The organism is Klebsiella sp. MS 92-3 (assembly GCF_000195655.1).
Lineage (GTDB): Bacteria > Pseudomonadota > Gammaproteobacteria > Enterobacterales > Enterobacteriaceae > Klebsiella > Klebsiella pneumoniae.
In genome coordinates this window covers 22,185-43,612 of sequence record NZ_GL882800.1, presented here as the reverse complement: position 1 = coordinate 43,612, position 21,428 = coordinate 22,185, and the positions used below count along the sequence as shown (strand labels likewise).

Genomic DNA, 21,428 nt, shown 5'->3' with positions numbered 1-21,428 from the left:
GTAAGGATTTACTATGGATTTAACCATTCCAATGTTCGTTTTAGCCTACTTAATCGCTGGCATCGGTTTCGCGAAAATCTGGTCTGAAGCGGCGAGTTGCGGTGATGTTGAGCTGAAGATAATCGGCTGCATCTTCTGGCCGATTGGACTGTTTGTTAGCGCTTTCTGGAGCTGGTAATGGATAAGGCGATCATCAAAGAAGTGATGGATGACATCAGGCTTGATACGCATGATTTGGACGCTGTCTGGCGTCGTCAGCCGGAGCTTGTCGCCATTTATGGTTTTAAACAGGTTGAGGCTGAAAGCGCCGCGAATGCTGCAAAGCGAGATTTAGAATCCATCGAAGCACGTCTCTATTCGACGACGCGTGCCGGTCTGAGTTTCGACGGTGTGAAGATCAGCGAATCGACGATTGAAGCCAAAATAAAGTCGTCTCCGGCGTATCTTTCGGCTCGCCAAAAGTACGATGACGCGAAGTATCTCGCTGAGTTTTACAAGCAGGTTGTAAACGCACTCGGACACCGTCGAGACATGATCGTTCAGGCGTCTAAAAAGGCAATTTCCGAATACGAAAGAACAGGTGTTGAACGATTTAACGCCCCTAAAAATGTATCTTGATAATAAGTGATCGCTTATCTATCATAACCAAGTGCAATAAAAGCCATTAACAATAAAGGAAAACACATGTCCGCTTTAATGAACCTTCTGAAGAAAAGCCAAGAAGTTGCGAAAAACGCACGCGGCAATCGCGGGAACGATCTGCAAAAGATGCAACCAGGCGAAAACTACGTTCGCATCATCCTGAACAAAGACGACCCTGACAATATTCCATTCTCCCACAAGTACGGCATTCACTATGCCAAATCTAAAGGCGAAGATGGGAAGGACGTATACAGCGCTCATCTGTGCTTTCAGCATACCCATGATAAGCCGTGCGAAATGTGCGAAATGGTTATGGAAGCTAAAGCGAAGTACAAAGGCAACAAAGCCATGGAAAAAGTCATTGACGATATGCGTGCCTCTCCGCGCATGGCTGTTGTCGGCATGTGGTCTCAGAAAGAAGACTTCAGCGACACCGACAAGACTTCTCTCATCGATATGCCTATGTCCGTGTTTGACGACCTGATGGACGCCATTATGCAGGATATGAACGATGAGATCGGCGAACCGCTGAGCCGCGAAAAAGGTTACGCGTATCAAATTACTCGCACCGGATCTGGTCTGGATACTGACTACAAAGTCAAACCGATGCGTAAAAACAAAACAGCCGTTCCGGCTAAGTTCTGGGACAACCAGCCGTCTCTGGAACAGTTTGTAAACCAGACCGATCCGACAAAACTGATGGCGACCTCCAAAATGATTGCTCGCGCGACCGGAATCGCACTGCCAGCGTCTATGGGTTCAAGCGCCGGCGCTCTGCCAACCCCAACCGGCAAAGCAGCTGCATCTCTTCCAGGCATGTCCATTACTGGCGTAGATGACTCAACTGCCGAAGCCTCTTTACTGGATAAAGAAGTTGAATACGCGAAAGAAACCGTATTCGAACCAGAAGAGAAAGAGGTAAAAGAAGTAAAAGAAGCGCCAGCAAGCGAGCCAGCAGCTGAGCCGGAAAACGAAGATCTGGATGACATTTACGCGCAACTTAACGCGCTTTCAATGTAAGCCAGCCGTTGATTTTAAAGGCGTCTTCGGACGCCTTATTTATTCGTGGAGAACAATGCCGTGAACATTTTAATAATCGACGGAAATAGCCTCGGTTACTACCACCAGCAGCAACCAAAAAAACTCCATAGCGGCGATATGGAGACCCACGCAGTGTTTGGTTTTATCACCAACATGCGCCGCTATGCTTCGCTTCTGAAGGCTCGACCAATAGTTCTGTGGGATGGTTTCAGCGACAAGCGTCGCGAGTTTTACCCGGACTACAAAGCCAATCGTGACGACAACGCAGAAATGAAACAGATGAAAGAAGGTTTTGCAGTCCAAAAGCCCTTCATCAAAAAAGCAATCACCTCGCTGGGTGTTGATCAGATTACTGCAATCGACGGTGAAGCTGACGATTTAGCCGGAATTCTGAAGAAGCGTTATGTTGCGTCGAAAGACGTCGAGCACATCTACCTGTTAACCGCGGACTCCGACTGGATTCAGCTGGTTGACGAAAAGGTAACATGGGTCAGTTTGCGCGAGGATGCTAAGCATAAGCGCATCAATATCGAGGCGTTTTCTGAGTTAACCGGCTACCCAACACCACGCGGCTATCTGGAAGGTAAAGCGCTGCAGGGTGATAAGTCGGACAACATTCAGCAAGTCGGCGGTATTGGCGACAAAGGCGCGATGGATCTGATTAACGAGTATGGCTCCATTGTTACGCTGGTTAAGGGGATTTGCGATGGATCTATTGTCATGGACAAAGGTCGCAACAAAACGGCAGTGAATAACCTGGCAAAGAACGCTTTCAATGAGAAAACCGGCTGTCGGATGCTTGAAGCGTTTATGCGGAATATTAAGTTGATGGATCTCATCGACACCAAATTCGCCCCGGAGAAGCTGGAGATTATTCGCGGTGAGCAAAGCCTGGAAACATTTAAGCAAATCTGTATGCAGTTAAGTTTCCAGTCAATCATCAGCGATATGGATGTTTTTGTCGTGCCGTTCGTTAAGCGCTGCGGGTTGGTGGCTGAATGATTGCGTCAATTATTACTGGAAAATCCACTACGCCGACCGCGCTGGCGAAGGAGTTAGTCTTCACCTATGGCGAGTATGTTGTGTCTGATTTTAACGCGTGCATCGTCGGTCACAAAATCGCTCTGACAGCACGTGAAGTAGATATCGTGAAAGGCCATATTCTCACCATCATTGAGCGATCCGCAAAAATGATGAACTGCGACACCATCACGTTTAATCGTGAACAAGCCGAGAAAGAAATCGGCATAACTAAATAAAACCAAAGGAAAACACATGAAAAAGTCACCATTAGCAGTAGCCATGAAAAAACGTATCGGCGGAAATGATGAGATCCAGAAAGTCGAGCAATGGCTGGACACCGGTTTTCCCCCGTTAAACGAAGCCGTTTCTGGTGATCTGGAAGGCGGTCTTCCTTGTGGGCGTATTGTGGAGATTTTTGGACCTCCGTCTGCAGGCAAAACTTTCCTCGCAACCCGCGCGATGATTGCAGCGCAGAAGGTCGGAGGTATCGCCGTATTCCTCGATCATGAAAACAGTTTTGACGTTGGTCTGGCTGAAGTTATGGGACTTCAATCTGATGAAGATGAAGGTAATTGGGTCTATAAGCAGCCAGACACCTTTGAGGACGCCATCGACTTGACCGGGCAAATCTTGTCTCTGGTTCGCAAGGAGAGTCTGATCCCAGCTGAAGCGCCCATCGTCATTGTCTATGACTCGCTGGCCTCAATGGTTCCGCGCCAGAAGTTCGAGAAGTTCGAGAAGATGGCGGATGGCACGGCCAAAGAGAAAGACGAGCTGAATATGAACGACAACACGGCACTGGCTCGCGCGACTTCGGCAAATCTACCAACGCTGGCTAAGTGGGCGCAGAAATACAATGCCTGTCTCATTTTCCTGAACCAAGTTCGTACAAAAATGGGCGTAATGTTCGGAGACCCTACCACTTCCCCAGGCGGCGACTCTCCGAAATTCTACGCTTCCGTCCGCATCAAGCTGGGTGGCGGTCAGTTGAAAGAAGGCGGCGATCGTGTTGGTCAGTTGGTTAAAGCAGAGTGCGTCAAAAACAAAGTGGCGCCACCGTTCCAGAAATGTGAATGGAACTTCTACTTCGACCCTTCGCGTGGTCTGGACGTCGTAGAATCGCTTGTAGAGTACATGCTTGATAAGGGATACATTCCGAAGACGTCCACCGGGCGCATCGAGATTGGCGATAAGAAGTATACAAAGTCCCAGATCGTCGATATGTACCGCGAGAAGGATTTGGGCGAAATCGTGAAGGCTATTAAGTCGATTCAGGCGAAGATGAAGTCAAAGGACGAATTAGAGCCAGCTGACGCGTAAATCACTAGAGAGCGACCTCAGTCGCTCTCTTTACTTCCCTTTCTAACACCAACTTTAGAGAAATGACCATACATTGCGCCAAGGCTGGCAAATGGAAATTTTTCGCCCATTTGAGACCGAATGTCCTTACCTGTATATTCGCCAGATGCCCACATATCAGTACATACAGCTCTAAGTTGAACACGAGGATTTACCGGTTTCGGTTTAGGGGGCTTCTCACGAGGTTTTCTCGGATGCTCAGGTACGATGCCATTTTTCTTAAACCAGCGTCTAAGTGCGCCGACGTTTTTCATACCTAACTCGGGAGAGAGTTCATCAAAGATTTGTCGGGTTGTGTGCTGGCCGGCTTTCCTTAACTCCACGGCTCTTTCTCTCAAAGTTGCTCGCGGATTCTTCGGAGCGTCGGGCGACTCCGAGTTTCTTACGTATCCATTTTGCCGGAACCAGAAAAGAAGAGATCCCTTGCGCTGTATACCCAGACGGCCTTTAAACATTTCAAGTAATTCGGGAGCGCTATACAGACCTGAAATCCATAACGCGGCAGCTTTATGCCTGTTTTCATTAATTTTTTCTTTGGACTTGGAGCCTCGGATCGTGCCTTGTGATGAAAGCCAATGAACGAGTTCAGCTGAAGAACTCATGCCCATTCGTTTTCCTAACACCATAAGGATCATGTCAGCATCAAAGGCCCCATTCTCCCATAGCTCAATGGCTTTTAACCCCGCCAACTCTCTGTCTGTCATTCGTCTTCCCGGCCGCTAAAAAGACCATGTTATGCAGGATAAAAACTGGGTTCAATATGTTTTGCTTGATGATAAGTAAGTGCTTATCTATTATGTGTAAGCTTTTCAACAAGAGAAAACACATGACCACAAAACTGTATTTGAAAATCTGCGTCACGATCGGGTTTGCGATGACGATGGTAGGGTTAGTTATCCCCTATCTCATCTCTCAAAAAAGCGACATCACTGTCCTGATTGGCTTCGTGCTGATGTTCGCAACCCCCTTCGCTTCCTATAAAGCGGCTAAAAGCATTATCCATCAACTAATTACAGGAAAAACAAAATGAAAAAGGGAATTATCGCACTGGCTATCGTAGCCTCAATGACCATGCTGACCGGCTGTGAGTACGTTAAGCCTGGTGAAGTGGGTATCAAGGTCAACAAATTAGGTGACGACAAAGGTGTTGGTGAAGTTGTTGGCGTTGGCCGTCAATGGATTGGCTGGAATACCACTCTGTACACCTTCCCTACCTTCAAGCAGATGAAGTCGTATGAAGACGCCTTCAACTTCCAAATGAGCGATGGTACAGCGATCGGCTACCACATTGGTGTAACTTACAAAGTAGACCCGACCAAAGTCACCACCATCTTCCAGACCTACCGTAAAGGCGTCGACGATATCACCGAAACCGATCTGAAGCAGAAGATCGCAGACGTACTGATTAAACAGGCCAGTCGCATGACCACTGACCGCTTTATCGACGGCGGCAAAACTGAACTTTTGGATAATTCACTGAAAGCTATTCAGACCGAAATGGGGCCGGTTGGAATTCAGGTTCTCAGTCTGTCTTGGATGGGTAAACCGGAGTACCCGCCGAGCGTTATCGAGTCCATTAACGCCAAAGTAACGGCGAACCAGACCACGCTGCAACGTGAGCAGCAGGTTAAGCAAAAAGAAGCTGAAGCAAACATGGTTCGCGCTCAGGCAGCGGGTGAAGCTGACGCCAAGGAAACTCTGGCTAAGGCTGATGCTGAATCTATCCGCATCCGCGGCGAGGCTCTCCGCCAGAACCCGGAAGTTATGCAGCTGGAGGCCATCAATAAGTGGAATGGCACCCTACCGCAGTATATGACCGCAGGGACCAGTACCCCATTCGTTACCGTCAAGTAATCGAACAGTCCCAAAGGCGCCACTTCTGGCGCCTTTTCTTTCTCCGTAAAATATCAGCCATAAGAAAACAACTTGTTTAGAGAGTGTGTATGAATAAATCGTGGATCGACAAAAACCTGATTGCCGTACCGATTGAGGAAGTATCTACACCCAAAACTGGCCGCGTGGCTCGCGTGGGTGCGTTCAGAAAAGGACATACCATTACAGCGGAGCATCGGGCATTAATGGAAGCAGGCAAAGCCGAAAGAAAAGCCAGACGGCTCTCGCACAGCGCGGCAAAGCGTATAACGTTCAGGAAAAACGCCCGCCTTATCGATCTGAACAAAACACCCGGCACGCCTTACTTCTTCACGCTGAAGCCTTTGTGCGACATTGAACCGGAATATTTCAACGAGGCAATGACAGGGTTAATAAAGCGTCTAAGAACCGCCAGCGCAGAATATATCTACGCGCTGGAATGGGCAGAGCACGAGAGGATGCCGCATATTCACCTTGTCGCCAATATCCCCGGAAATACGCCCGCAGAGGTGGAGGCATTTGCAGAGGGGGTTATCCGTTATTGGCTAAAGAAAACGCCGAAGAACCCCAACGCCAGAATCAAGCATGACGCCAGACCCGTCTACGATGCCCACGGGCTATTTAACTACATGTCGAAACAGACGCCGGACGAGTTCAACGCCAGAACAATAGCAACGGGCAAGGATTGGTCAGTAATTAGCGTCACAGGTTGTTCAAGAGGTTGGGTGGAGTCCAAGTTTGATACCGCAGAGGTGAGCAGAGATTTTTATGGTCTGTAAGAACTGTGGTGAAACCATGGAGGGTGACGGCTACCAGAGAGTCATCCACTGCCCCAATGCAGACTCTGAAACTTACGACTACTCAGAGCCTGATTCAAACCCCGTAATGTGTGAAGGAGAAGACAATGGCGAGAATTAAACAGAAGCCTGAAGAGAGAAGCGGCGAATCGTTCAAAGGCCGGGATATGGTGACGCACCCAGCGTTTGGCCTGGTGCGTGTTGGCCGGGTCAGTTCGTCCGGTACAAATCTGTTCGACTCAGACATCGATCATAGTGAGCTGATTGAATTAACGTTCCATCGAGCGGCTATCGAACGAGATGGCTACAGCTACCGGATCACAAAGTCAGAAGACCGTAGCGCTCTTATGGTGGTTCAACTCAGCGCAGCACAGTGGGCGGCGATGGTGTCCAGTTTCGGCGTTGGCGAGGGCGTCCCATGTACTCTTTCATCGATCCGCGACGGAAAGCTGGTTCACCTTCCCGAAATAGAGAAGGCTGAGACGATGCACGAGCGGTTCTCTAAAGATATTGCTGCACGGGTTCGGAAAGACGTTGCCGACATCGAGAATCTCGTCGACCAGCTCGGTGCGTTGATTGCTACCGGTAAGGCTGGCAAGCGCGATCTCCGCGCCATTTACGAATCACTGTCCAGAGCGGTAATCAATCTTCCAGGCAATATGGCGTTCGGCGCGGAACTCACGCAGGAAGCTGTCGATAACATCGTCTCAGCTGGCAAAGCAGAGGTTGAGGCGTATGTGGCTGGTGCCGCGATGCGTCTGGGTCTTGAGCAAATAACTTCAGCGCCAGACATCGATCTCAACGAGTCAATCAGACTTATGCTGGAGGCTCGTGATGACGCCTAATATCCAGCTCAACGGCGAGTTGAGCGCCCACCAGCAGGAAGCCTTTTTAAACACGTTCTCCACTAAGCACGAAAGGACACCAAATGCGTAACAAATATCCAGGTTGCTGCTACTACTGCAAAAATTGGGTCGCCAAAGGTGAAGGCCATTTTGAACGCTTCGCAGGTCGATTCCGAGTCATTCACGCCGAATGCGTGCTAAAGCAACGCCAAGAAAAATCCGCGGCTGCTGCGTGATGTAGCTCTTACCTAAAAGTATGTTGTAACTATAAAAGGCAAAACATGATCACTATCGAATGCACCGGCACACGCCCAGGCATCAACTGGTTTACTCCGGGGAAAACATACTCCGGTTACTCAGACGCTGATGGGCAGGCTATACACACGAAAGACGACTTCGGTCGCGATACGTTCGTCTTTTTTGCTGCGTCCCTTCATGGCACATTCACAGAGGTAAAAAACAGTGACATTACAGAGTAATAGGTGAGTAGAAAGATAATTCTGTGACCGTGTCACTTATTTTTGCAACCTCATTTAGACACATAAGATAACAACTTGTTTATTACAACAAAGGAAAGCACATGAAGGCTTTATTACAAGTTTGCGCATCACTTAATACGTCATATTCACCTTATTCTATTTTAGACGTGCCTGAAGGAACGAGCGATGATGACCTGCAGGTAATCGCTAATCAGATCCTGCCATCGCTTTATGGTAGCGAAGATACCGTTACGGTTGACGAGGATGGTGTTTGCTGGAGTAACGGCGAATGCTGGTATATCGAGGACTTACGCTTTATTAGCGACGAAGATGCGGCACATTTGACCCGCATCCTTGGTCTTTCCTCGTTCTAATTGATAAGTAGACATTTATCTAATAAGGTGTATTATGCCGTTCCTGTATTTAGCTACATCAGTTTTTTTGCTCTTTGATAGCGTATTCGTTGGCAGTTTTAGAAAAGCATTAGCGCCGGTTAATGGTCGGATTGTAGATGTTTTGGTGGGCGTGTTTCTGGCTATCACTCTTGGGAAGCTCTTCTAATCATGAAAACGATTTTTGCAGCTACCCTGGCTATCCTGATTGCACTACCGAATGCAGGCAACTCAGCCGTGATGAAATGCCAGATGAACATTATGCGCATAGAAAATGGCGAAATGTCAGGCACGCCACATCGTGTTGCTGAAGCTATCCTGACGGCAGATGCTCACCAGTTCTACGCTGTTGTAGGTGAGAGAATAATCAGCTCACCTATACTATCGGAGAACAAAGGCAATTTGGCCGCTTACCATTCTGGCGCCGCTTACTTTATGCGTAAAGACACCTTTGGTGTTATTTACGATGACTTCGGATATGTGTTTGATGAATGTGAAAAGGTTGCGTAATGAACAACATCGCTAACAGCATGGAAATTGAAAAAATTAGACCATACTGGCGTGCAAAAGGATTTACTCGCCCGGAAGACTTCTCAACAAGACTGGAGCGTGACGACTGCCAGATTGTGTATCGCTACCGCTCGTGGCAGATGATTGAAAATGGTGAGACGAAGGCGAAGGCTAAATCACATCGTCTCTACAATCTTCTCTCATCGATCACCTGACATTAGATAAATGTTAGTGGTTACTAACCCTTTGATATCAACGTCTCACAGGTTAGTAACCACTAGGGGGCTAAATGGAACCCTCTAAAAATGACTCCTGATCGAAGTCACCGCTGGCGGCATAGCGTACCGCTGACAGCATATCAATTACCGCTGGCAACATACATTGAGCCGCTGACAGCATATCCACAACCGCTGACAGCATACGAAATAAAAAAGCCCTCTATTCGAGGGCTTAAATTTGGTGTGAATAAACGATTCCAGACCTTCCTAATCACCGCTGACAGCATATCTAATAGTCAAATCACCGCTGGCAGCATACCATTTGCCGTTCACAGCATATATTGCACCGCTCAGAGCATATCAAAGCAACTTCAGACCGTTACTAAGTATCTCAATTAGCTTTATATTCTCAGGCGTCAAATCCGCAGAAAGTTCAGCTATCTTCTTGATCATGTTTTGTTTTACGACTTCCAGCTCGCCGTTCTCTTGTGGCCCTTCCACTTGCTCTGCAGGCTTCTCAGGCTTCGACGGCTTCTCTTCACCAATGACTTTAAGTTTCGGGTTGCGTCCATGAATCTGAATAAATACAGAGCGACCACGCTTCACCTCTGAGTAATCGAGGTAGCCAAGCTCTTTAAGAGACTTCAGACCGTTTCGAATGGTCTGATTTTGGGAGCTGATGCTTGAGCTATTCAGATTCAACCTCGCACGCAAACGAGCCAGAGATATTGGCGCCGGCCGCGCCGGAAGACTTTCAATGAAGGTGTATAGCGCCTGGGCGGTTTCTTTACGTGGAAGTTTGTTGATGACCTTCAGTTGGAGAAGAACTTTGTGGTCAAACCGGTATAGCTCTGACAGCTTTGGTTCGGCGTGAAATATGATGGTGTCATTTTTCTCATTGTAATCCACGCTATTCACCAGATGAACCATGAGCAGAGATATCTTGTTCGAGCCGTCCACGTTCTTCTCTTCGTATGTGCGCTGGAACGAAAGCGTTGTGCGCATTATCTTCAGCAGGCTGTTCGTAATCCTGTCTCGCAGCGTCTTGCGTATCTGGGAAGATGGATACCCACAGAACTTGGCAAACTTCGTGATGCTTAGCTCAACGCGCCCACTGGCCTCCCCATACTCGGCAAGTGATCGGACGACACCAACCCACGTCTTGAAGTCGTGATCCATATCGAGACGTGGGCCGGTTATTTTGATATCGGAATAACCCTCAGATCTCGCAACCTCCAGTTGCACCAGTTCTTTTGAGGCGTCTATCTGGTTGGAGTTATTTCGTTTACTATTCTTCGTGCCTTTGAGCGTGGGAACGAACAATCCAAGTCTCATCAACGCAATGGGTTGTACGGTATTGTTGCTGTTAGGGGTGAGGTCGCCTGTGAATAACGCCGGAACACTTTCGTCGATCGCGTCATCATCATCGATTAACGGTATGTTTTCTTTCTTCTTTTTTTTGCCTGTGGACATGTGGACACCTCATTGCTTAAACCGCTGGTAGCATACTTCATTTACCGTTAGCAGCATACACAAAACAGTCCACAGCATATCGCACGCCGCTCGCAGCATATATTTTTCCGCTGACAGCATACGCCAATGGTCTTTCAGAGCAGGCGTGGCGCGGGTTGCGAGGATCGGGGATCTCTTTTGATCTAATGTATGATCTATATAGGGATCTTATTATTGGGATCTATCCAGTTGATATGTGGATAACTTTTCAAGGCATTTTAGTACGTGAGCCTTGTTTTTGGTTTAATGTGATAAAAAATACAAGGCCAAGCATCAAATGAATATCAAACAGTCGCGTTACATCAGAAGACTTGAAGATGGGACTTACACCATCAAGCCTGACTCTAAACTGGTTGCTTCCAGGGACATGTGTGAGGTTTGCGGCATCAAAACCGCCTGCCCGATCTACAAGACTCGGGCATCACTGCTGGAACAGGGAGCGTCATTTGAAATCAATACATGCAAACGATACGTCCCGCTCATCTCCTTCAGAAAACCTTATCTTGGTTTAAAGGAGGCATACTTCAACACAATGCGCAGCGGCGTAACCTGGGTCAACCGCGTTAGTGAAAATTCTATTGTTTGCCTGGTTGGTGCTGAGAACGGTGAGATCATACGCTTTGCGCGCGTCGCAAAGGTGTTCTCTGGCCCCGTCGACAAAATGCTCAAGATAAACGCCAGGTTCAACCATCTATGTCTCGGCGGAAAAACTCAGGACGAGGTAAAAACCGTTATCCAAAAGTCATACGGCCACTTCCTGAAAGAAGACAGCTTGCTGACGGTAATCTACCTGAAGAGTCTAAAGCACGAGCACGATTGGGAATATCACACCGAAGAAGAAATTCGAATGATGGAGGACGTCACCCCGCCAGATAACGTCGTGAGTCTCGATGAGTTAAGACGTAGATTCGAAGAGAAGATTTAACCGCGCATATTCAGCCCCTCCGCTATTCTGAGGGGCCTTCTCTCTAACCCCCAACTCGCCCAAAGTAACCACTAAATCTCTCAGGGGAGCGTTTTAGGGGCTTTCTTATTGTGTATCTTCAAAAAAACAACGGCATACATTGCACATCTTAAAAATTCACTTATTATCGTAATACAATTACAATTTGTTTCTAATGTACATGTATGCACATAGGTATAAACAATGGAAGATAAAGAAATAGAGTTTTATCGTAATGGTAATGTGAGTATCACTAACGCTCGTTTTATGGTAGGCAGCACGACTTACGCTATGCATGGTGTTACGTCAGTAAAGCGCGGAGAAAAGATTCCATCCAAGGTTGGCCCAATTATTACTGGCATCATTGGTATCTTAATGATTTTCTTAGCAGCTACGCTGATGTTTAAAGCAATCGGTGTACTGGTCGTTCTCTTTGCCATCTTCTGGTTCAAGGGCCTCAAAACAGAATATCTTGTCTTTTTAAATAGCGCTTCTGGTGAGTCCCAAGCCTTAACCAGTACGGATAAAAGCTACATCGATAGCGTTATCCACCACCTCAACGAAGCTATTATCCACAGAGGTTAAAATTCAAACTGGGTAGCCAATAGACTACCCACCTCCTTGCCATACCTCCCCCTCTCAAAAGATATAGCATAGCCTATCGCACTTCGGTATCATGCTCTTAGATAAATAAGTGGTTACTTATTGTTGGTGTTTAATATGCACCTGATGAAGTCGCTTGGTGGCCTGTTAACCCACTCTATCATCGAATAAAACAACAACAGGAAAACACATGAAAACGATATACGGTGTGATTTCAGACCCACACTATCATAGCTGGTCTGCGTTCTCGACAATCAGCGTCAGCGGTCTGAATTCTCGTTTAAAAATTCAGCTCGATGCAACCATCGAGGCGGCAAAAGCGATCAAAGCTTCTGGCGCAAAATACATGTTTGTTGCTGGCGACACATTCCATACGCGCGGCTCAATCACCCCTTCCGTGCTCCACTTCGTCACTGAAACGTACAAAACCATTGTTAACGAAATCGGTCTGGAAGTCTGGATGCTGGCCGGCAACCACGACCTGGAAACCAATGACTCAGTATTTTCGGCAAATGCGGCGGCATCATTGCAGTCGATTGGCGTAAATATCGTCTGTGGCCCGGCACAGAGCGTGAAAATTGATGATGTAACAGTCCACTTTATCAGCTGGCGTAACAGTCATGCCGAATTGCTGGCGGATATGAAATCTCTTCGTGAGAAAGCTGGCCCAGGCATTCACGACATTGTGATCCACACAGGCATCAACAAAGCCATACCGACAATGCCAGACGCAGGGATTGAGGCAAACGATCTGAAGGAACTCGGCTTCCGTCTGGTTCTTTCCGGCCACTATCACAATCACAAAGAGATAATCCCTGGTGTCGTGTCAGTCGGTGCGTTAACCCACCAGAATTGGGGCGACGTTGGTACGTTGGCCGGGTTTATGTTGGTTCAGGAAGACGGTTCATTCACGCAGCACGAAACATCGGCACCGAAGTTTGTATCTCTGGAAGGCGATGTGACTGAAGACGACATTCGCGGCAATTATGTTCGCTATCGCGCAGTCATTGAGAACGACGCCGAGGCAGTGCAAATAAAAGAGCAACTGGCAACGCTGGGTGCCGTGGGTGTTGTGACAAATCTCATCAAAAAAGCGTCGATGATGGCTGGAACTGCAAGCACCGAATCCACCAGCAAAATCGACAGTCTCTCTGAATCAATCAGTGCCTACTGCAAGGTTGTCCACGATACGGATGGCGGCTTCGATCTGGCTAAGCTCGACTCACTATGCAACGAAATCCTATTAGAAGCGGAAAGCGCGGGGACGTCTGAATGAAATTCCTAAATCTGAAAGTTGAAAACTTTATGGTCATTGCTGAGGCCAGCGTTGATTTGGATAGCCGAGGCTTGGTTCTGATTCAGGGCATTAACGCCGCGGACTCCAGTGCAGCGAGTAATGGCGCCGGCAAATCAACGCTGATGAATGCTTTGATGTGGTGTTTGTACGGGGAAACAGCCACTGGATACAAGGGCGATGACGTTCTAAACTCAACGACGCCAAAGAACTGCCGCGTTTCCGTGACCATTGAAGACGAAGGTAAGCAATATGCGGTAATTCGTCACCGTGCTCACAAAGAATTCAAAAATCGTCTCATTGTCCGCAGTGAAGACGGTGATTTGACCAAAGGCAAGGACACGCTGACTCAGGAACTGGTTGAGCGGCTGATCGGCTCTTCGAAAGAAGTATTCATGGCATCCATCTATGCCAGTCAGGAAGCCATGCCGGATTTGCCAGGTATGACGGATAAAAACCTGAAGGCGATTGTTGAAGAAGCAGCTGGCATCGACCGTCTGACAAAGGCTTATGCTATCGCCCGCGACAGAGCTAATGCGATGAGCGCTCGACTCGACAGAGCCAACGCTCAGGCTGAAAGCACAGTATCGCTTATCACTTCAACAGAGACGGAGATTGAGACCAGTACAGCCGCTGCCGAGGCGTGGGAGAGAACACGTTCCGTTAGGCTCGATGAAGCACGAGCCGAAGCGACGCTGATCGAAGTCAAGGTAACGGAGGCCAGCATGGAAATGGCCGACATCCCGGCCACCATCAACAAAATTGAGAACCAAATCACGGATGAAAAGAAAAAGCTTTCCGGCAGGGCTGAACATGATAAGAAAGTTCAGGCAGCGAACACAATGGTGGCTGATGCAGCGGCGGAGATCCGAGCGACTGAATCAGCCCGCGACAGAGCCGTTAGCGCAGCAAAAAAAGCCAAGCTGAATGCGGATAATGTCAATTCAAGCGTAGGCAAGCCATGCTCGACGTGCGGTAAGCCATACACTAGCGGTGATCTGTCTCACGTTCATGACAACTACGTCGGCGAAGTCCGTAAGTATGTAGACGAAGCTAAATCACTAACAGCGGATTTAGCGGCCAAAACGGAGCGTCACGATAAAATCGTCGTGCTGCGTGATCGTCTTGTCGCCTCGACCCCCGACGTCTCCGCAATCACTGAGCGCATTTCTGAGCTTACCCGCAGTCTGGGTAACGTAAAGTCACGGCAAGTCGAAATAAAAGCGGCAGAGAGTGCTCTGGCTCGCGCAAACGCACAAGTGAAAGCGATCTCGGAAGAAGTTAACCCTCACAATGCAGCCATTTCCCGTCATCGCGAAAATCTGGCAATCCACAAAGAGAAGCTGAAAGAGATCCGACGCGAAATCGAAGGGATGAAAGATCAGGCGCTTTTGCTTGAGAAGGCACGTCAGATTTACTCCCCATCCGGCGTTCGCTCGCACATTCTGACGGCAGTAACACCATTCCTGAACGACAGAACGGCGGAGTACCTGAGTACGATGTCGGATGGCAATATCTCTGCGGTATGGTCAACGATGGACACCACGAAGAAAGGAGAGATCCGCGACAAGTTCAACATTGCCGTTGAGAAGGCTGGGTTCAGCAAAGACTTCCGTGGTCTGTCCGGTGGTGAAAAGCGGAAAGTGCGTCTGGCTTGTGCGCTGGCGCTTCAGGATATGGTCGCGAACCGGGCCAGCAAAAGCATTCAGTTGTTTATCGGCGATGAGATCGACGATGCGCTGGATTCGGCAGGACTTGAGCGTCTAATGGGGATTCTGGAGGCGAAGGCACGTGAGCGTGGCACGGTGATGATTGTCTCGCACAAGGAGATGAAGTCGTGGTTCCGCGAAACGGTGACGCTGGAGATCAAAGAGGGTCGCAGCTATGTCGTTTAATCCGACTGGCAATCAGTTTGGTCAGATCGTTACCTGCGTTGCTGCAGCGCGGGTAATGGCTATGCGCTTTGGCGGTATTGTAGATTTTGGCTCTTTCACAAGCCATTACAAAGACGAGCTGACACGCCAGCGCATTATTGAGGCAAGCGAAGCCTTGTTTGATGCTCAGTGGATAGGTGATTCAGCGCTTGTCTACATGGGGAATGTATTTGGTGCCGATCATATGGGTGGCGGCATAATCGTTTCGAGCAAGGAAGATACTGATATTGTTTTTAACCAGGTGAAGTCTGCCCATTTGTCTGACCGTATCCAGCATATGAGCGCGAGGATGGCTGTTCGTCGCGTTCAGAATGACATGGCTCGATTTGGGCAACGACATAAATCAAAGGCATTTTCGAAGGTGGAAATGCCGGTAACGCTGATTGGCGATGGTGTTCTTCACTTCGGCATACGCTTCGATGACAAAGTTGAAACAGGTTTCATCGTGTCGACTGCCGTCCCAGATGACGCAAAAGAGAGCCTTCAGTACGCCAGTGAAACTATGAAAAAACTGGCCGTTTGCATCGCTGAAATGTGGCCCGATGTCATTGCCGGTTTCTCAGAGATTCAGGCATCGGGATGCGAACTTGATGAATTTAGCGAGGTGATAGAGCTTCGCAAAGCTAACCCCATTTGGGGAACGTGGTAACAACAAAGGAAAGCACATGAGTAATAAAATTATTAAATTCGCAGGGTTTGACCCAAGTCTGCGTAACTTTGGGATCGTCACTGGTTCGCTGAATCTGGATACTGCTGAAGTGACCGACGTGTCAATTAAACTGATTGAAACAGAGGCAACTTCAGCAAAAAAAACTGTTCGAACCAATAGCGACGATCTGCGTCGAGCAAACGAAATCTGGCGCGGCATTAAGCCCATCGTTGATAGCGTAAATATCGTGTTTGCGGAGCTGCCAGTGGGTAGCCAGTCCTCCCGCGCCCAAACATCCTACGGCCTGTGCCTCGGTGTTCTGGCGTGTATCGATAAACCTATTATTCAGTTGACACCAAATGACATCAAAATGCATATCGGCGGAAAAAAAGACACCTCCAAAAATACCATCATTGAGTGGGCAGTATCTAAACACCCGGATGCTGGCTGGTTTACGAAGAAGGTTAAAGGTGAAGTGAGCATTGTCAGTAAAAACGAGCACCCGGCTGACGCATTGGCTGCTGTTTACACCGGACTGGAAACAGATCAATACCGCCAAGCTGTTTCTATGATGAGAGCATTCTTTTAAGTTTGCTTCATTGATAAGTAAACATTTACTTATTACTATAGGCCACTACATTTAGTGGCTTTTTTCTTTTGGACAACAACATGATTCGAATCATCAAACGGAATGGCAGTGCCGAAGCACTGTCTGAAGAGAAGTATAACCGCGTCGTTATGTGGGCAACGGACGGCGTTGATGGCGTAAGCGCCTCTGCCGTCGCCATGGGGGCCGCGGCGAGTATCGTTGACGGTATGACGACTAGCCAGGTACACGACGCTCTAATCAAAGCTGCCGCCGATCTTATCAGTGCCGACTCCCCTAACTACAGCCAGGTTGCAGCGCGTCTGAGTATTTTCAAAATTCGCAAAGATGCTCACGGCCAATACGAATACCCGGACTTCTACGAGCACATCCTGAAGAACGTTACTCGCGGCGTTTATGATAGCGAAATCATGCATAAATACAGCTGCGAAGAGATCGACGAGCTGGGCGCGTACATGAAACCTGAACGTGACGATAATTTCGGCTATGCAGCAACGACCCAGCTGCGCGGCAAATATTTGGTACAACATCGAGTAAACGGGGAAATTTATGAGTCACCTCAACATATCTACATGCTGGTGGGCATGTGTCTATATCAGGACTGGAATAATGGCGATATGGGCAAAACCCGTCTGGAAATGGTCAAAGGTTTCTATGACGTAACCAGTACGTTCAAGCTGTCATTGCCCACCCCGATCATGGCTGGCGTTCGCACCCCTACTCGCCAGTTCTCAAGCTGCGTTCTGATCGAGTCCGGTGATTCACTGAAGTCCATCAACGCAACGACCTCGGCCATTGTGGAGTACATCTCCCAGCGTGCCGGCATTGGCGTTAACTTCGGTTCCATCCGTGCGCTGGGTAGTCCTATTCGCAACGGTGAAGCGACCCATACGGGTGTTATTCCGTTCCTGAAGCTGTTTCAGGCGGCAGTGAAGTCCTGCTCTCAAGGCGGTGTCCGTGGCGGGGCGGCAACGGCTTACTATCCACTGTGGCACCTGGAAGCAAATAGTCTGCTGGTACTGAAGAACAACCGCGGCGTTGACAGTAACCGCGTGCGTCACATGGACTACGGTGTTGAATTGAACCGCTTAATGTACCGTCGTTTGATCGAGGGTGGGGCTATCACGCTGTTTAGCCCTCACGATGTCCCCGGTCTTCTGAATGCCTTCTATGCTGACCAGGATGAGTTTGAGCGTCTGTATGTTCAGTACGAAAATGACCCGTCAATCCGCAAAGAGTCTGTGCCTGCAGTGGATCTGTTCTCTTCGCTTATGCAGGAACGTGCATCGACCGGTCGCATCTACATCGCCAACATCGACCATATGAATACGCATGGCGCTTTTGATGAGGCTGTGGCACCCATTAAGCAATCGAACCTTTGCGCCGAAATTGCCCTGCCGACTAAGCCGCTGGCATTTACTGACGATCCGAACGGCGAAATCGCGCTGTGTACTCTGTCCGCATTCAATCTTGGCGCCCTTGAGTCTCTGGCAGATCTGGAAGAAGTAGCCTTCTACGCTGTCTCTGCGCTGGACTGTCTGCTTGATTATCAGGACTATCCGATGTTTGCAGCGGAAACACCAGCCAAGGCGCGTCGTAGCTTAGGGATTGGTGTAACCAACTTCGCTTACTGGCTGGCTAAGAACGGCGCGAAGTATTCCGGCGTTGATGGAAACAAACTGGTTCACGAAACATTTGAAGCGGTTCAGTTCTATTTGCTGAAGGCCAGTAACCTGCTTGCATCAGATAAGGGAGCATGTGAATGGTTTGGTCAGACGAAATATGCGAAAGGCTTGCTGCCTATCGATCACTACCGCAAGCAGCTGGACGCCTCAGAACTGAATGCCAACCACCCTCTTCTTCTGGATTGGGATGGGTTGCGAAAAGATATTGAGCGATACGGTCTACGCAACTCCACTCTGTCCGCCCAAATGCCTTGCGAGACGTCCAGTCAGATCACCAACTCCACCAATGGCATTGAGCCACCGCGTGGCCCGGTATCCGTGAAGTCGTCCAAAGATGGTGTTGTGAAGATGGTCGTGCCGGAATTTTCTCGCATCGGCGACGCTTACGAGTACCTGTGGGACATCGAGGATAACTTTGGCTATCTGACAAAAGTAGCGATCATGCAGAAGTTCATCGACCAGTCTATTTCTGCCAATACCAACTATGACCCGGCGCGCTTTGCTTCCGGTCGCGTGCCAATGCAAAAGATGCTGACTGATTTGTTGGATGCGTATCGCATGGGTGTGAAGACGCTTTATTACCACAACACCCGCGATGGTGCCGGCTCTCGCGAAGACGACAAGATCACACATCAGGCCCATCTTCCATCGTCGACCGAATTTATCGAGGAGGAAGACGAGTGCGGTGGCGCTTGCAAAATTTGATAACCAGGTGGGCGAAAGCCCACCTTTCTTCTCCGTTTGAGAGCCTGTTAAGTCCACATATCATGGCGTTATCGATAGCTGAAGTGGCATAGAATTTATTAAATAACAAAGGGAAACACATGTCTTATTCAACTTTCCGTCTCGGCGCAAACGACGCGACGAAAGAGCCGATGTTCCTCGGCAATTCAGTCAACGTTTCACGGTATGACATCCAGAAATACCGTGAATTTGAGAAGCTGATCGAGAAACAGCTGTCATTCTTCTGGCGCCCGGAAGAGGTGGATATCTCGCAAGACCGAATCGACTACATGACGAAATTGGCCGATCATGAGCGGCATATCTTCAACAGTAACCTGCGCTACCAGACACTATTAGACAGCGTTCAAGGCCGTAGCCCTAACGTTACGCTGCTGCCGCTGGCTTCCATCCCGGAGCTTGAAACGTGGATTGAAACCTGGGCCTTCTCCGAGACCATTCACAGCCGCAGCTACACCCATATCATTCGAGGCATGGTTGATGATCCAAGCGAGATTTTCGACGGCATCGTAACTGATGAACAGATTATCAGCCGCGCATCGAGCGTATCGGCAGAGTACGACAAGCTTTATCAAATGGTCTGCGCTCGCGAGCATCTCGGGGAAGATGAATTTGAGCGTCTGTACGCGTCTGAGTTCGACGGGAAGCCATACCCGATGCAACGCCAGCTGTTCCGTACTCTCGTGTCTGTAAACGCGCTGGAAGCGATTCGTTTTTATGTCAGTTTTGCCTGCACGTTCGCGTTTGGCGAGCGAAAGCTGCTGGAAGGCAACGCGAAGATTATGCGACTGATTGCGCGTGACGAGGCGCTACACTGCGAAGGCACTGAGCGCATGTTGCGAAATATGCGAAATGGTCGCGAAGGTTTGCTGTGGAAGCAGATCGCCGAAGAAGAAGAGCCGTTTGTCTACCAGACGATGCTCGACGTGGCCGAGCAGGAAATGCGTTGGGCTGATTATCTGTTCAAAGACGGCTCGATGATTGGTCTGAATGCGAAGATCCTGAAACAGTACGTGAAGTACCGCACAAATCTGGCGATGAAGCGACTTCATCTCAACCCTCTGTTTGACGATGTCACTTTCGATCCGCTGCCGTGGATGAACAGCTGGCTGTTCACCGACAACGTTCAGGTGGCGCCGCAGGAAACGGAGATCCCTTCGTATCTGGTGGGGCAAATTGACGCAGCCGTTGATACATCAATGCTTGGCGGATTTGGCGACCTGTAAGCCTTTTGATTTATTTTGTGGCCTGGCTCTCTGGGTCACAATAATCACATCATTCAAATGCACGGAATTAAAAATGTTAAAGAAAGTATTAGAGAAATCTCGCCTGAAATCTGAAGCCAAAAATGGCGCAAAAATAGACACGCTTTACGAGATCTACCCTGGTGGCTCCGACATTACGATGAAAATCGGCGAGATGGTGTCAGAGTTTCACGAACTATTTCAACATCCGATCGCAGCCGACATCACGCCTGAGCTTTTAGAGCTTCGTGCTGGTCTCATCCGTGAAGAGGCTGTAGACGAAGCTGCCGAAGCTGTTGAACATCTGGACATGGATAAAGTTCTGGATGCTATGGCCGATGGTTTATACGTTGGTATTGGCACATTGATCAGCGTGCGTGGCGGTGTGGTTAACGCCATGGCTCACTTCACAAAAGAACAGAGCGAAGATATTTACACCAGCTACGTCCACGCTCATAGCAAAAAGCCGCAGGAAGATATCATCCTCGGGCTGTCTCAGTTTGGGGTGGCCGCAGAAGAGCTTGAGGTTATTGCGGCCAAAATCCGCTCTGGGTATGCAGACTCCACCAGTTTAGCCGTGGATTTGCGTGGCGCAATGAATCGCATCTACGTGGCGTCACAGATGGTTTATCACCTGGCGGATTTGATGAATGTCCCTGTCGTTGATCTGGTGGCCGAAGTCCATCGCAGCAATATGACGAAACTTTGGCCGGCTGACGCCGAACTGCGCATGAAGTTGGTTGCGAAGTGCAAATACGACAAAGATGACCTGGCATTCCGTGTTGCTGAAGGTCGGGATGGTATGATCGGATATCGAATTTCCGATGGCAAAATCCTGAAGTCGCCAACTTATGAGTCGGCTGATTTGTCAAAATTCGTTGATATGGCAATTGACTCAGTAATCGGGCGTCACTTTTTCTAAAAAAGATGAATTATGCCTTGATAAGTAAATACTTATTGATGTATATTCTTTCTCGCCTTGTATTATTTTGTTTTGCTTAATCACCATTCCATAAGAATCTTAGCGGTCGGCCCTTT

Annotated in this window: 24 protein-coding genes; 22 read left to right on the top strand and 2 right to left on the bottom strand. The window is 48.7% G+C overall.

The features are described from left to right. Window positions 1–13 precede the first annotated feature (13 nt). From HMPREF9538_RS32220 to HMPREF9538_RS15715, 6 genes are all read left to right on the top strand, one after another. Window positions 14–178 carry a hypothetical protein gene (locus HMPREF9538_RS32220; protein ID WP_009484887.1) on the top strand — a complete coding sequence of 55 codons (165 nt, stop codon included), beginning with the start codon at window positions 14–16 and terminating at the stop codon, window positions 176–178. After that, window positions 178–618, top strand: a complete 441-nt coding sequence (locus tag HMPREF9538_RS15695) for a hypothetical protein (RefSeq protein WP_009484886.1) — start codon at window positions 178–180, stop codon at window positions 616–618. The genes HMPREF9538_RS32220 and HMPREF9538_RS15695 overlap by 1 nt, the downstream gene beginning before the upstream one ends. 66 nt (window positions 619–684) lie before the next feature. After that, entirely contained in the window at window positions 685–1,662 is a 978-nt protein-coding gene (locus HMPREF9538_RS15700) for a hypothetical protein (protein WP_009484885.1), read from the top strand. Window positions 1,663–1,722: 60 nt separating this feature from the next. Beyond that, complete coding sequence (locus HMPREF9538_RS15705; RefSeq protein ID WP_032457081.1) at window positions 1,723–2,685, top strand: 5'-3' exonuclease H3TH domain-containing protein; 963 nt, start codon at window positions 1,723–1,725, stop codon at window positions 2,683–2,685. Next, window positions 2,682–2,942: a hypothetical protein gene (locus HMPREF9538_RS15710; protein ID WP_009484883.1), complete on the top strand. Its 261-nt coding sequence runs from the start codon at window positions 2,682–2,684 to the stop codon at window positions 2,940–2,942. Before HMPREF9538_RS15705 ends, HMPREF9538_RS15710 begins: the two co-directional genes overlap by 4 nt. A 16-nt stretch (window positions 2,943–2,958) precedes the next feature. Continuing rightward, window positions 2,959–4,026 carry a recombinase RecA gene (locus tag HMPREF9538_RS15715; protein WP_048976477.1) on the top strand — a complete coding sequence of 356 codons (1,068 nt, stop codon included), beginning with the start codon at window positions 2,959–2,961 and terminating at the stop codon, window positions 4,024–4,026. Window positions 4,027–4,043: 17 nt separating this feature from the next. On the opposite strand, the gene HMPREF9538_RS15720 is transcribed toward HMPREF9538_RS15715, so the two are convergent. Further along, window positions 4,044–4,769 carry a hypothetical protein gene (locus HMPREF9538_RS15720; RefSeq protein WP_009484881.1) on the bottom strand — a complete coding sequence of 242 codons (726 nt, stop codon included), beginning with the start codon at window positions 4,767–4,769 and terminating at the stop codon, window positions 4,044–4,046. Window positions 4,770–4,891: 122 nt separating this feature from the next. On the opposite strand from HMPREF9538_RS15720, the gene HMPREF9538_RS15725 reads away from it, so the two are divergent. From HMPREF9538_RS15725 to HMPREF9538_RS15755, 7 genes are all read left to right on the top strand, one after another. Next, window positions 4,892–5,095, top strand: coding sequence for a hypothetical protein (locus HMPREF9538_RS15725; RefSeq protein WP_125050104.1), 204 nt, complete (start codon window positions 4,892–4,894; stop codon window positions 5,093–5,095). Next, a complete protein-coding gene (locus tag HMPREF9538_RS15730; RefSeq protein ID WP_009484879.1) occupies window positions 5,092–5,919 on the top strand; it encodes an SPFH domain-containing protein in 828 nt (275 codons plus the stop codon). The genes HMPREF9538_RS15725 and HMPREF9538_RS15730 overlap by 4 nt, the downstream gene beginning before the upstream one ends. Before the next feature lie 89 nt (window positions 5,920–6,008). Next, window positions 6,009–6,716 (top strand): hypothetical protein, encoded by a 708-nt coding sequence (locus HMPREF9538_RS15735; RefSeq protein WP_009484878.1) that lies wholly within the window; start codon window positions 6,009–6,011, stop codon window positions 6,714–6,716. Window positions 6,717–6,841: 125 nt separating this feature from the next. Continuing rightward, the gene (locus HMPREF9538_RS15740) at window positions 6,842–7,579 is read left to right on the top strand and encodes a hypothetical protein (protein WP_048976473.1); all 738 of its coding nucleotides are present in this window, start codon (window positions 6,842–6,844) and stop codon (window positions 7,577–7,579) included. Window positions 7,580–8,159: 580 nt separating this feature from the next. Beyond that, window positions 8,160–8,432, top strand: a complete 273-nt coding sequence (locus HMPREF9538_RS0127510; protein ID WP_032457074.1) for a hypothetical protein — start codon at window positions 8,160–8,162, stop codon at window positions 8,430–8,432. 189 nt (window positions 8,433–8,621) lie between these two features. Beyond that, window positions 8,622–8,960 carry a hypothetical protein gene (locus HMPREF9538_RS15750; RefSeq protein WP_009484874.1) on the top strand — a complete coding sequence of 113 codons (339 nt, stop codon included), beginning with the start codon at window positions 8,622–8,624 and terminating at the stop codon, window positions 8,958–8,960. After that, window positions 8,960–9,175 (top strand): hypothetical protein, encoded by a 216-nt coding sequence (locus HMPREF9538_RS15755; protein WP_009484873.1) that lies wholly within the window; start codon window positions 8,960–8,962, stop codon window positions 9,173–9,175. The genes HMPREF9538_RS15750 and HMPREF9538_RS15755 overlap by 1 nt, the downstream gene beginning before the upstream one ends. A 363-nt stretch (window positions 9,176–9,538) precedes the next feature. Here the strand turns inward: HMPREF9538_RS15755 and HMPREF9538_RS15760 are convergent, their stop codons facing one another. Next, window positions 9,539–10,651 carry a RepB family plasmid replication initiator protein gene (locus HMPREF9538_RS15760; RefSeq protein WP_009484871.1) on the bottom strand — a complete coding sequence of 371 codons (1,113 nt, stop codon included), beginning with the start codon at window positions 10,649–10,651 and terminating at the stop codon, window positions 9,539–9,541. 316 nt (window positions 10,652–10,967) lie between these two features. Here HMPREF9538_RS15760 and HMPREF9538_RS15765 point away from each other — a divergent pair, with 316 nt between their 5' ends. The 9 genes from HMPREF9538_RS15765 to HMPREF9538_RS15805 all read left to right on the top strand — a co-directional run bounded on the left by HMPREF9538_RS15765 (window position 10,968) and on the right by HMPREF9538_RS15805 (window position 21,312). Beyond that, window positions 10,968–11,615, top strand: coding sequence for a hypothetical protein (locus HMPREF9538_RS15765; protein ID WP_009484870.1), 648 nt, complete (start codon window positions 10,968–10,970; stop codon window positions 11,613–11,615). A 222-nt stretch (window positions 11,616–11,837) separates the two neighbouring features. Continuing rightward, window positions 11,838–12,218 carry a DUF6232 family protein gene (locus HMPREF9538_RS15770; protein ID WP_009484869.1) on the top strand — a complete coding sequence of 127 codons (381 nt, stop codon included), beginning with the start codon at window positions 11,838–11,840 and terminating at the stop codon, window positions 12,216–12,218. A 208-nt stretch (window positions 12,219–12,426) separates the two neighbouring features. Continuing rightward, window positions 12,427–13,512 carry a metallophosphoesterase gene (locus HMPREF9538_RS15775; protein WP_009484868.1) on the top strand — a complete coding sequence of 362 codons (1,086 nt, stop codon included), beginning with the start codon at window positions 12,427–12,429 and terminating at the stop codon, window positions 13,510–13,512. Then, window positions 13,509–15,425: an AAA family ATPase gene (locus HMPREF9538_RS15780; protein WP_009484867.1), complete on the top strand. Its 1,917-nt coding sequence runs from the start codon at window positions 13,509–13,511 to the stop codon at window positions 15,423–15,425. The genes HMPREF9538_RS15775 and HMPREF9538_RS15780 overlap by 4 nt, the downstream gene beginning before the upstream one ends. Then, window positions 15,415–16,113 carry a hypothetical protein gene (locus tag HMPREF9538_RS15785; protein WP_009484866.1) on the top strand — a complete coding sequence of 233 codons (699 nt, stop codon included), beginning with the start codon at window positions 15,415–15,417 and terminating at the stop codon, window positions 16,111–16,113. The genes HMPREF9538_RS15780 and HMPREF9538_RS15785 overlap by 11 nt, the downstream gene beginning before the upstream one ends. A gap of 16 nt (window positions 16,114–16,129) precedes the next feature. Continuing rightward, window positions 16,130–16,702 (top strand): hypothetical protein, encoded by a 573-nt coding sequence (locus tag HMPREF9538_RS15790; RefSeq protein ID WP_009484865.1) that lies wholly within the window; start codon window positions 16,130–16,132, stop codon window positions 16,700–16,702. An 80-nt stretch (window positions 16,703–16,782) separates the two neighbouring features. Further along, a complete protein-coding gene (gene nrdA / locus HMPREF9538_RS15795) occupies window positions 16,783–19,110 on the top strand; it encodes a class 1a ribonucleoside-diphosphate reductase subunit alpha (RefSeq protein ID WP_009484864.1) in 2,328 nt (775 codons plus the stop codon). 119 nt (window positions 19,111–19,229) lie between these two features. Then, the gene (gene nrdB / locus HMPREF9538_RS15800; RefSeq protein WP_009484863.1) at window positions 19,230–20,372 is read left to right on the top strand and encodes a class Ia ribonucleoside-diphosphate reductase subunit beta; all 1,143 of its coding nucleotides are present in this window, start codon (window positions 19,230–19,232) and stop codon (window positions 20,370–20,372) included. 73 nt (window positions 20,373–20,445) lie between these two features. Next, entirely contained in the window at window positions 20,446–21,312 is an 867-nt protein-coding gene (locus tag HMPREF9538_RS15805; RefSeq protein ID WP_009484862.1) for a nucleoside triphosphate pyrophosphohydrolase family protein, read from the top strand. The last annotated feature ends 116 nt before the right edge of the window (window positions 21,313–21,428 follow it).

Bases quoted from the DNA above. Each gene is read 5' to 3' on its own strand.
- HMPREF9538_RS32220 (WP_009484887.1), top strand. From the start codon at position 14: ATGGATTTAACCATTCCAATGTTCGTTTTAGCCTACTTAATCGCTGGC.
- HMPREF9538_RS15695 (WP_009484886.1), top strand. From the start codon at position 178: ATGGATAAGGCGATCATCAAAGAAGTGATGGATGACATCAGGCTTGAT.
- HMPREF9538_RS15700 (WP_009484885.1), top strand. From the start codon at position 685: ATGTCCGCTTTAATGAACCTTCTGAAGAAAAGCCAAGAAGTTGCGAAA.
- HMPREF9538_RS15710 (WP_009484883.1), top strand. From the start codon at position 2,682: ATGATTGCGTCAATTATTACTGGAAAATCCACTACGCCGACCGCGCTG.
- HMPREF9538_RS15715 (WP_048976477.1), top strand. From the start codon at position 2,959: ATGAAAAAGTCACCATTAGCAGTAGCCATGAAAAAACGTATCGGCGGA.
- HMPREF9538_RS15720 (WP_009484881.1), bottom strand. From the start codon at position 4,769: ATGACAGACAGAGAGTTGGCGGGGTTAAAAGCCATTGAGCTATGGGAG.
- HMPREF9538_RS15725 (WP_125050104.1), top strand. From the start codon at position 4,892: ATGACCACAAAACTGTATTTGAAAATCTGCGTCACGATCGGGTTTGCG.
- HMPREF9538_RS15730 (WP_009484879.1), top strand. From the start codon at position 5,092: ATGAAAAAGGGAATTATCGCACTGGCTATCGTAGCCTCAATGACCATG.
- HMPREF9538_RS15735 (WP_009484878.1), top strand. From the start codon at position 6,009: ATGAATAAATCGTGGATCGACAAAAACCTGATTGCCGTACCGATTGAG.
- HMPREF9538_RS15740 (WP_048976473.1), top strand. From the start codon at position 6,842: ATGGCGAGAATTAAACAGAAGCCTGAAGAGAGAAGCGGCGAATCGTTC.
- HMPREF9538_RS0127510 (WP_032457074.1), top strand. From the start codon at position 8,160: ATGAAGGCTTTATTACAAGTTTGCGCATCACTTAATACGTCATATTCA.
- HMPREF9538_RS15750 (WP_009484874.1), top strand. From the start codon at position 8,622: ATGAAAACGATTTTTGCAGCTACCCTGGCTATCCTGATTGCACTACCG.
- HMPREF9538_RS15755 (WP_009484873.1), top strand. From the start codon at position 8,960: ATGAACAACATCGCTAACAGCATGGAAATTGAAAAAATTAGACCATAC.
- HMPREF9538_RS15760 (WP_009484871.1), bottom strand. From the start codon at position 10,651: ATGTCCACAGGCAAAAAAAAGAAGAAAGAAAACATACCGTTAATCGAT.
- HMPREF9538_RS15765 (WP_009484870.1), top strand. From the start codon at position 10,968: ATGAATATCAAACAGTCGCGTTACATCAGAAGACTTGAAGATGGGACT.
- HMPREF9538_RS15770 (WP_009484869.1), top strand. From the start codon at position 11,838: ATGGAAGATAAAGAAATAGAGTTTTATCGTAATGGTAATGTGAGTATC.
- HMPREF9538_RS15775 (WP_009484868.1), top strand. From the start codon at position 12,427: ATGAAAACGATATACGGTGTGATTTCAGACCCACACTATCATAGCTGG.
- HMPREF9538_RS15780 (WP_009484867.1), top strand. From the start codon at position 13,509: ATGAAATTCCTAAATCTGAAAGTTGAAAACTTTATGGTCATTGCTGAG.
- HMPREF9538_RS15785 (WP_009484866.1), top strand. From the start codon at position 15,415: ATGTCGTTTAATCCGACTGGCAATCAGTTTGGTCAGATCGTTACCTGC.
- HMPREF9538_RS15790 (WP_009484865.1), top strand. From the start codon at position 16,130: ATGAGTAATAAAATTATTAAATTCGCAGGGTTTGACCCAAGTCTGCGT.
- nrdA (WP_009484864.1), top strand. From the start codon at position 16,783: ATGATTCGAATCATCAAACGGAATGGCAGTGCCGAAGCACTGTCTGAA.
- nrdB (WP_009484863.1), top strand. From the start codon at position 19,230: ATGTCTTATTCAACTTTCCGTCTCGGCGCAAACGACGCGACGAAAGAG.
- HMPREF9538_RS15805 (WP_009484862.1), top strand. From the start codon at position 20,446: ATGTTAAAGAAAGTATTAGAGAAATCTCGCCTGAAATCTGAAGCCAAA.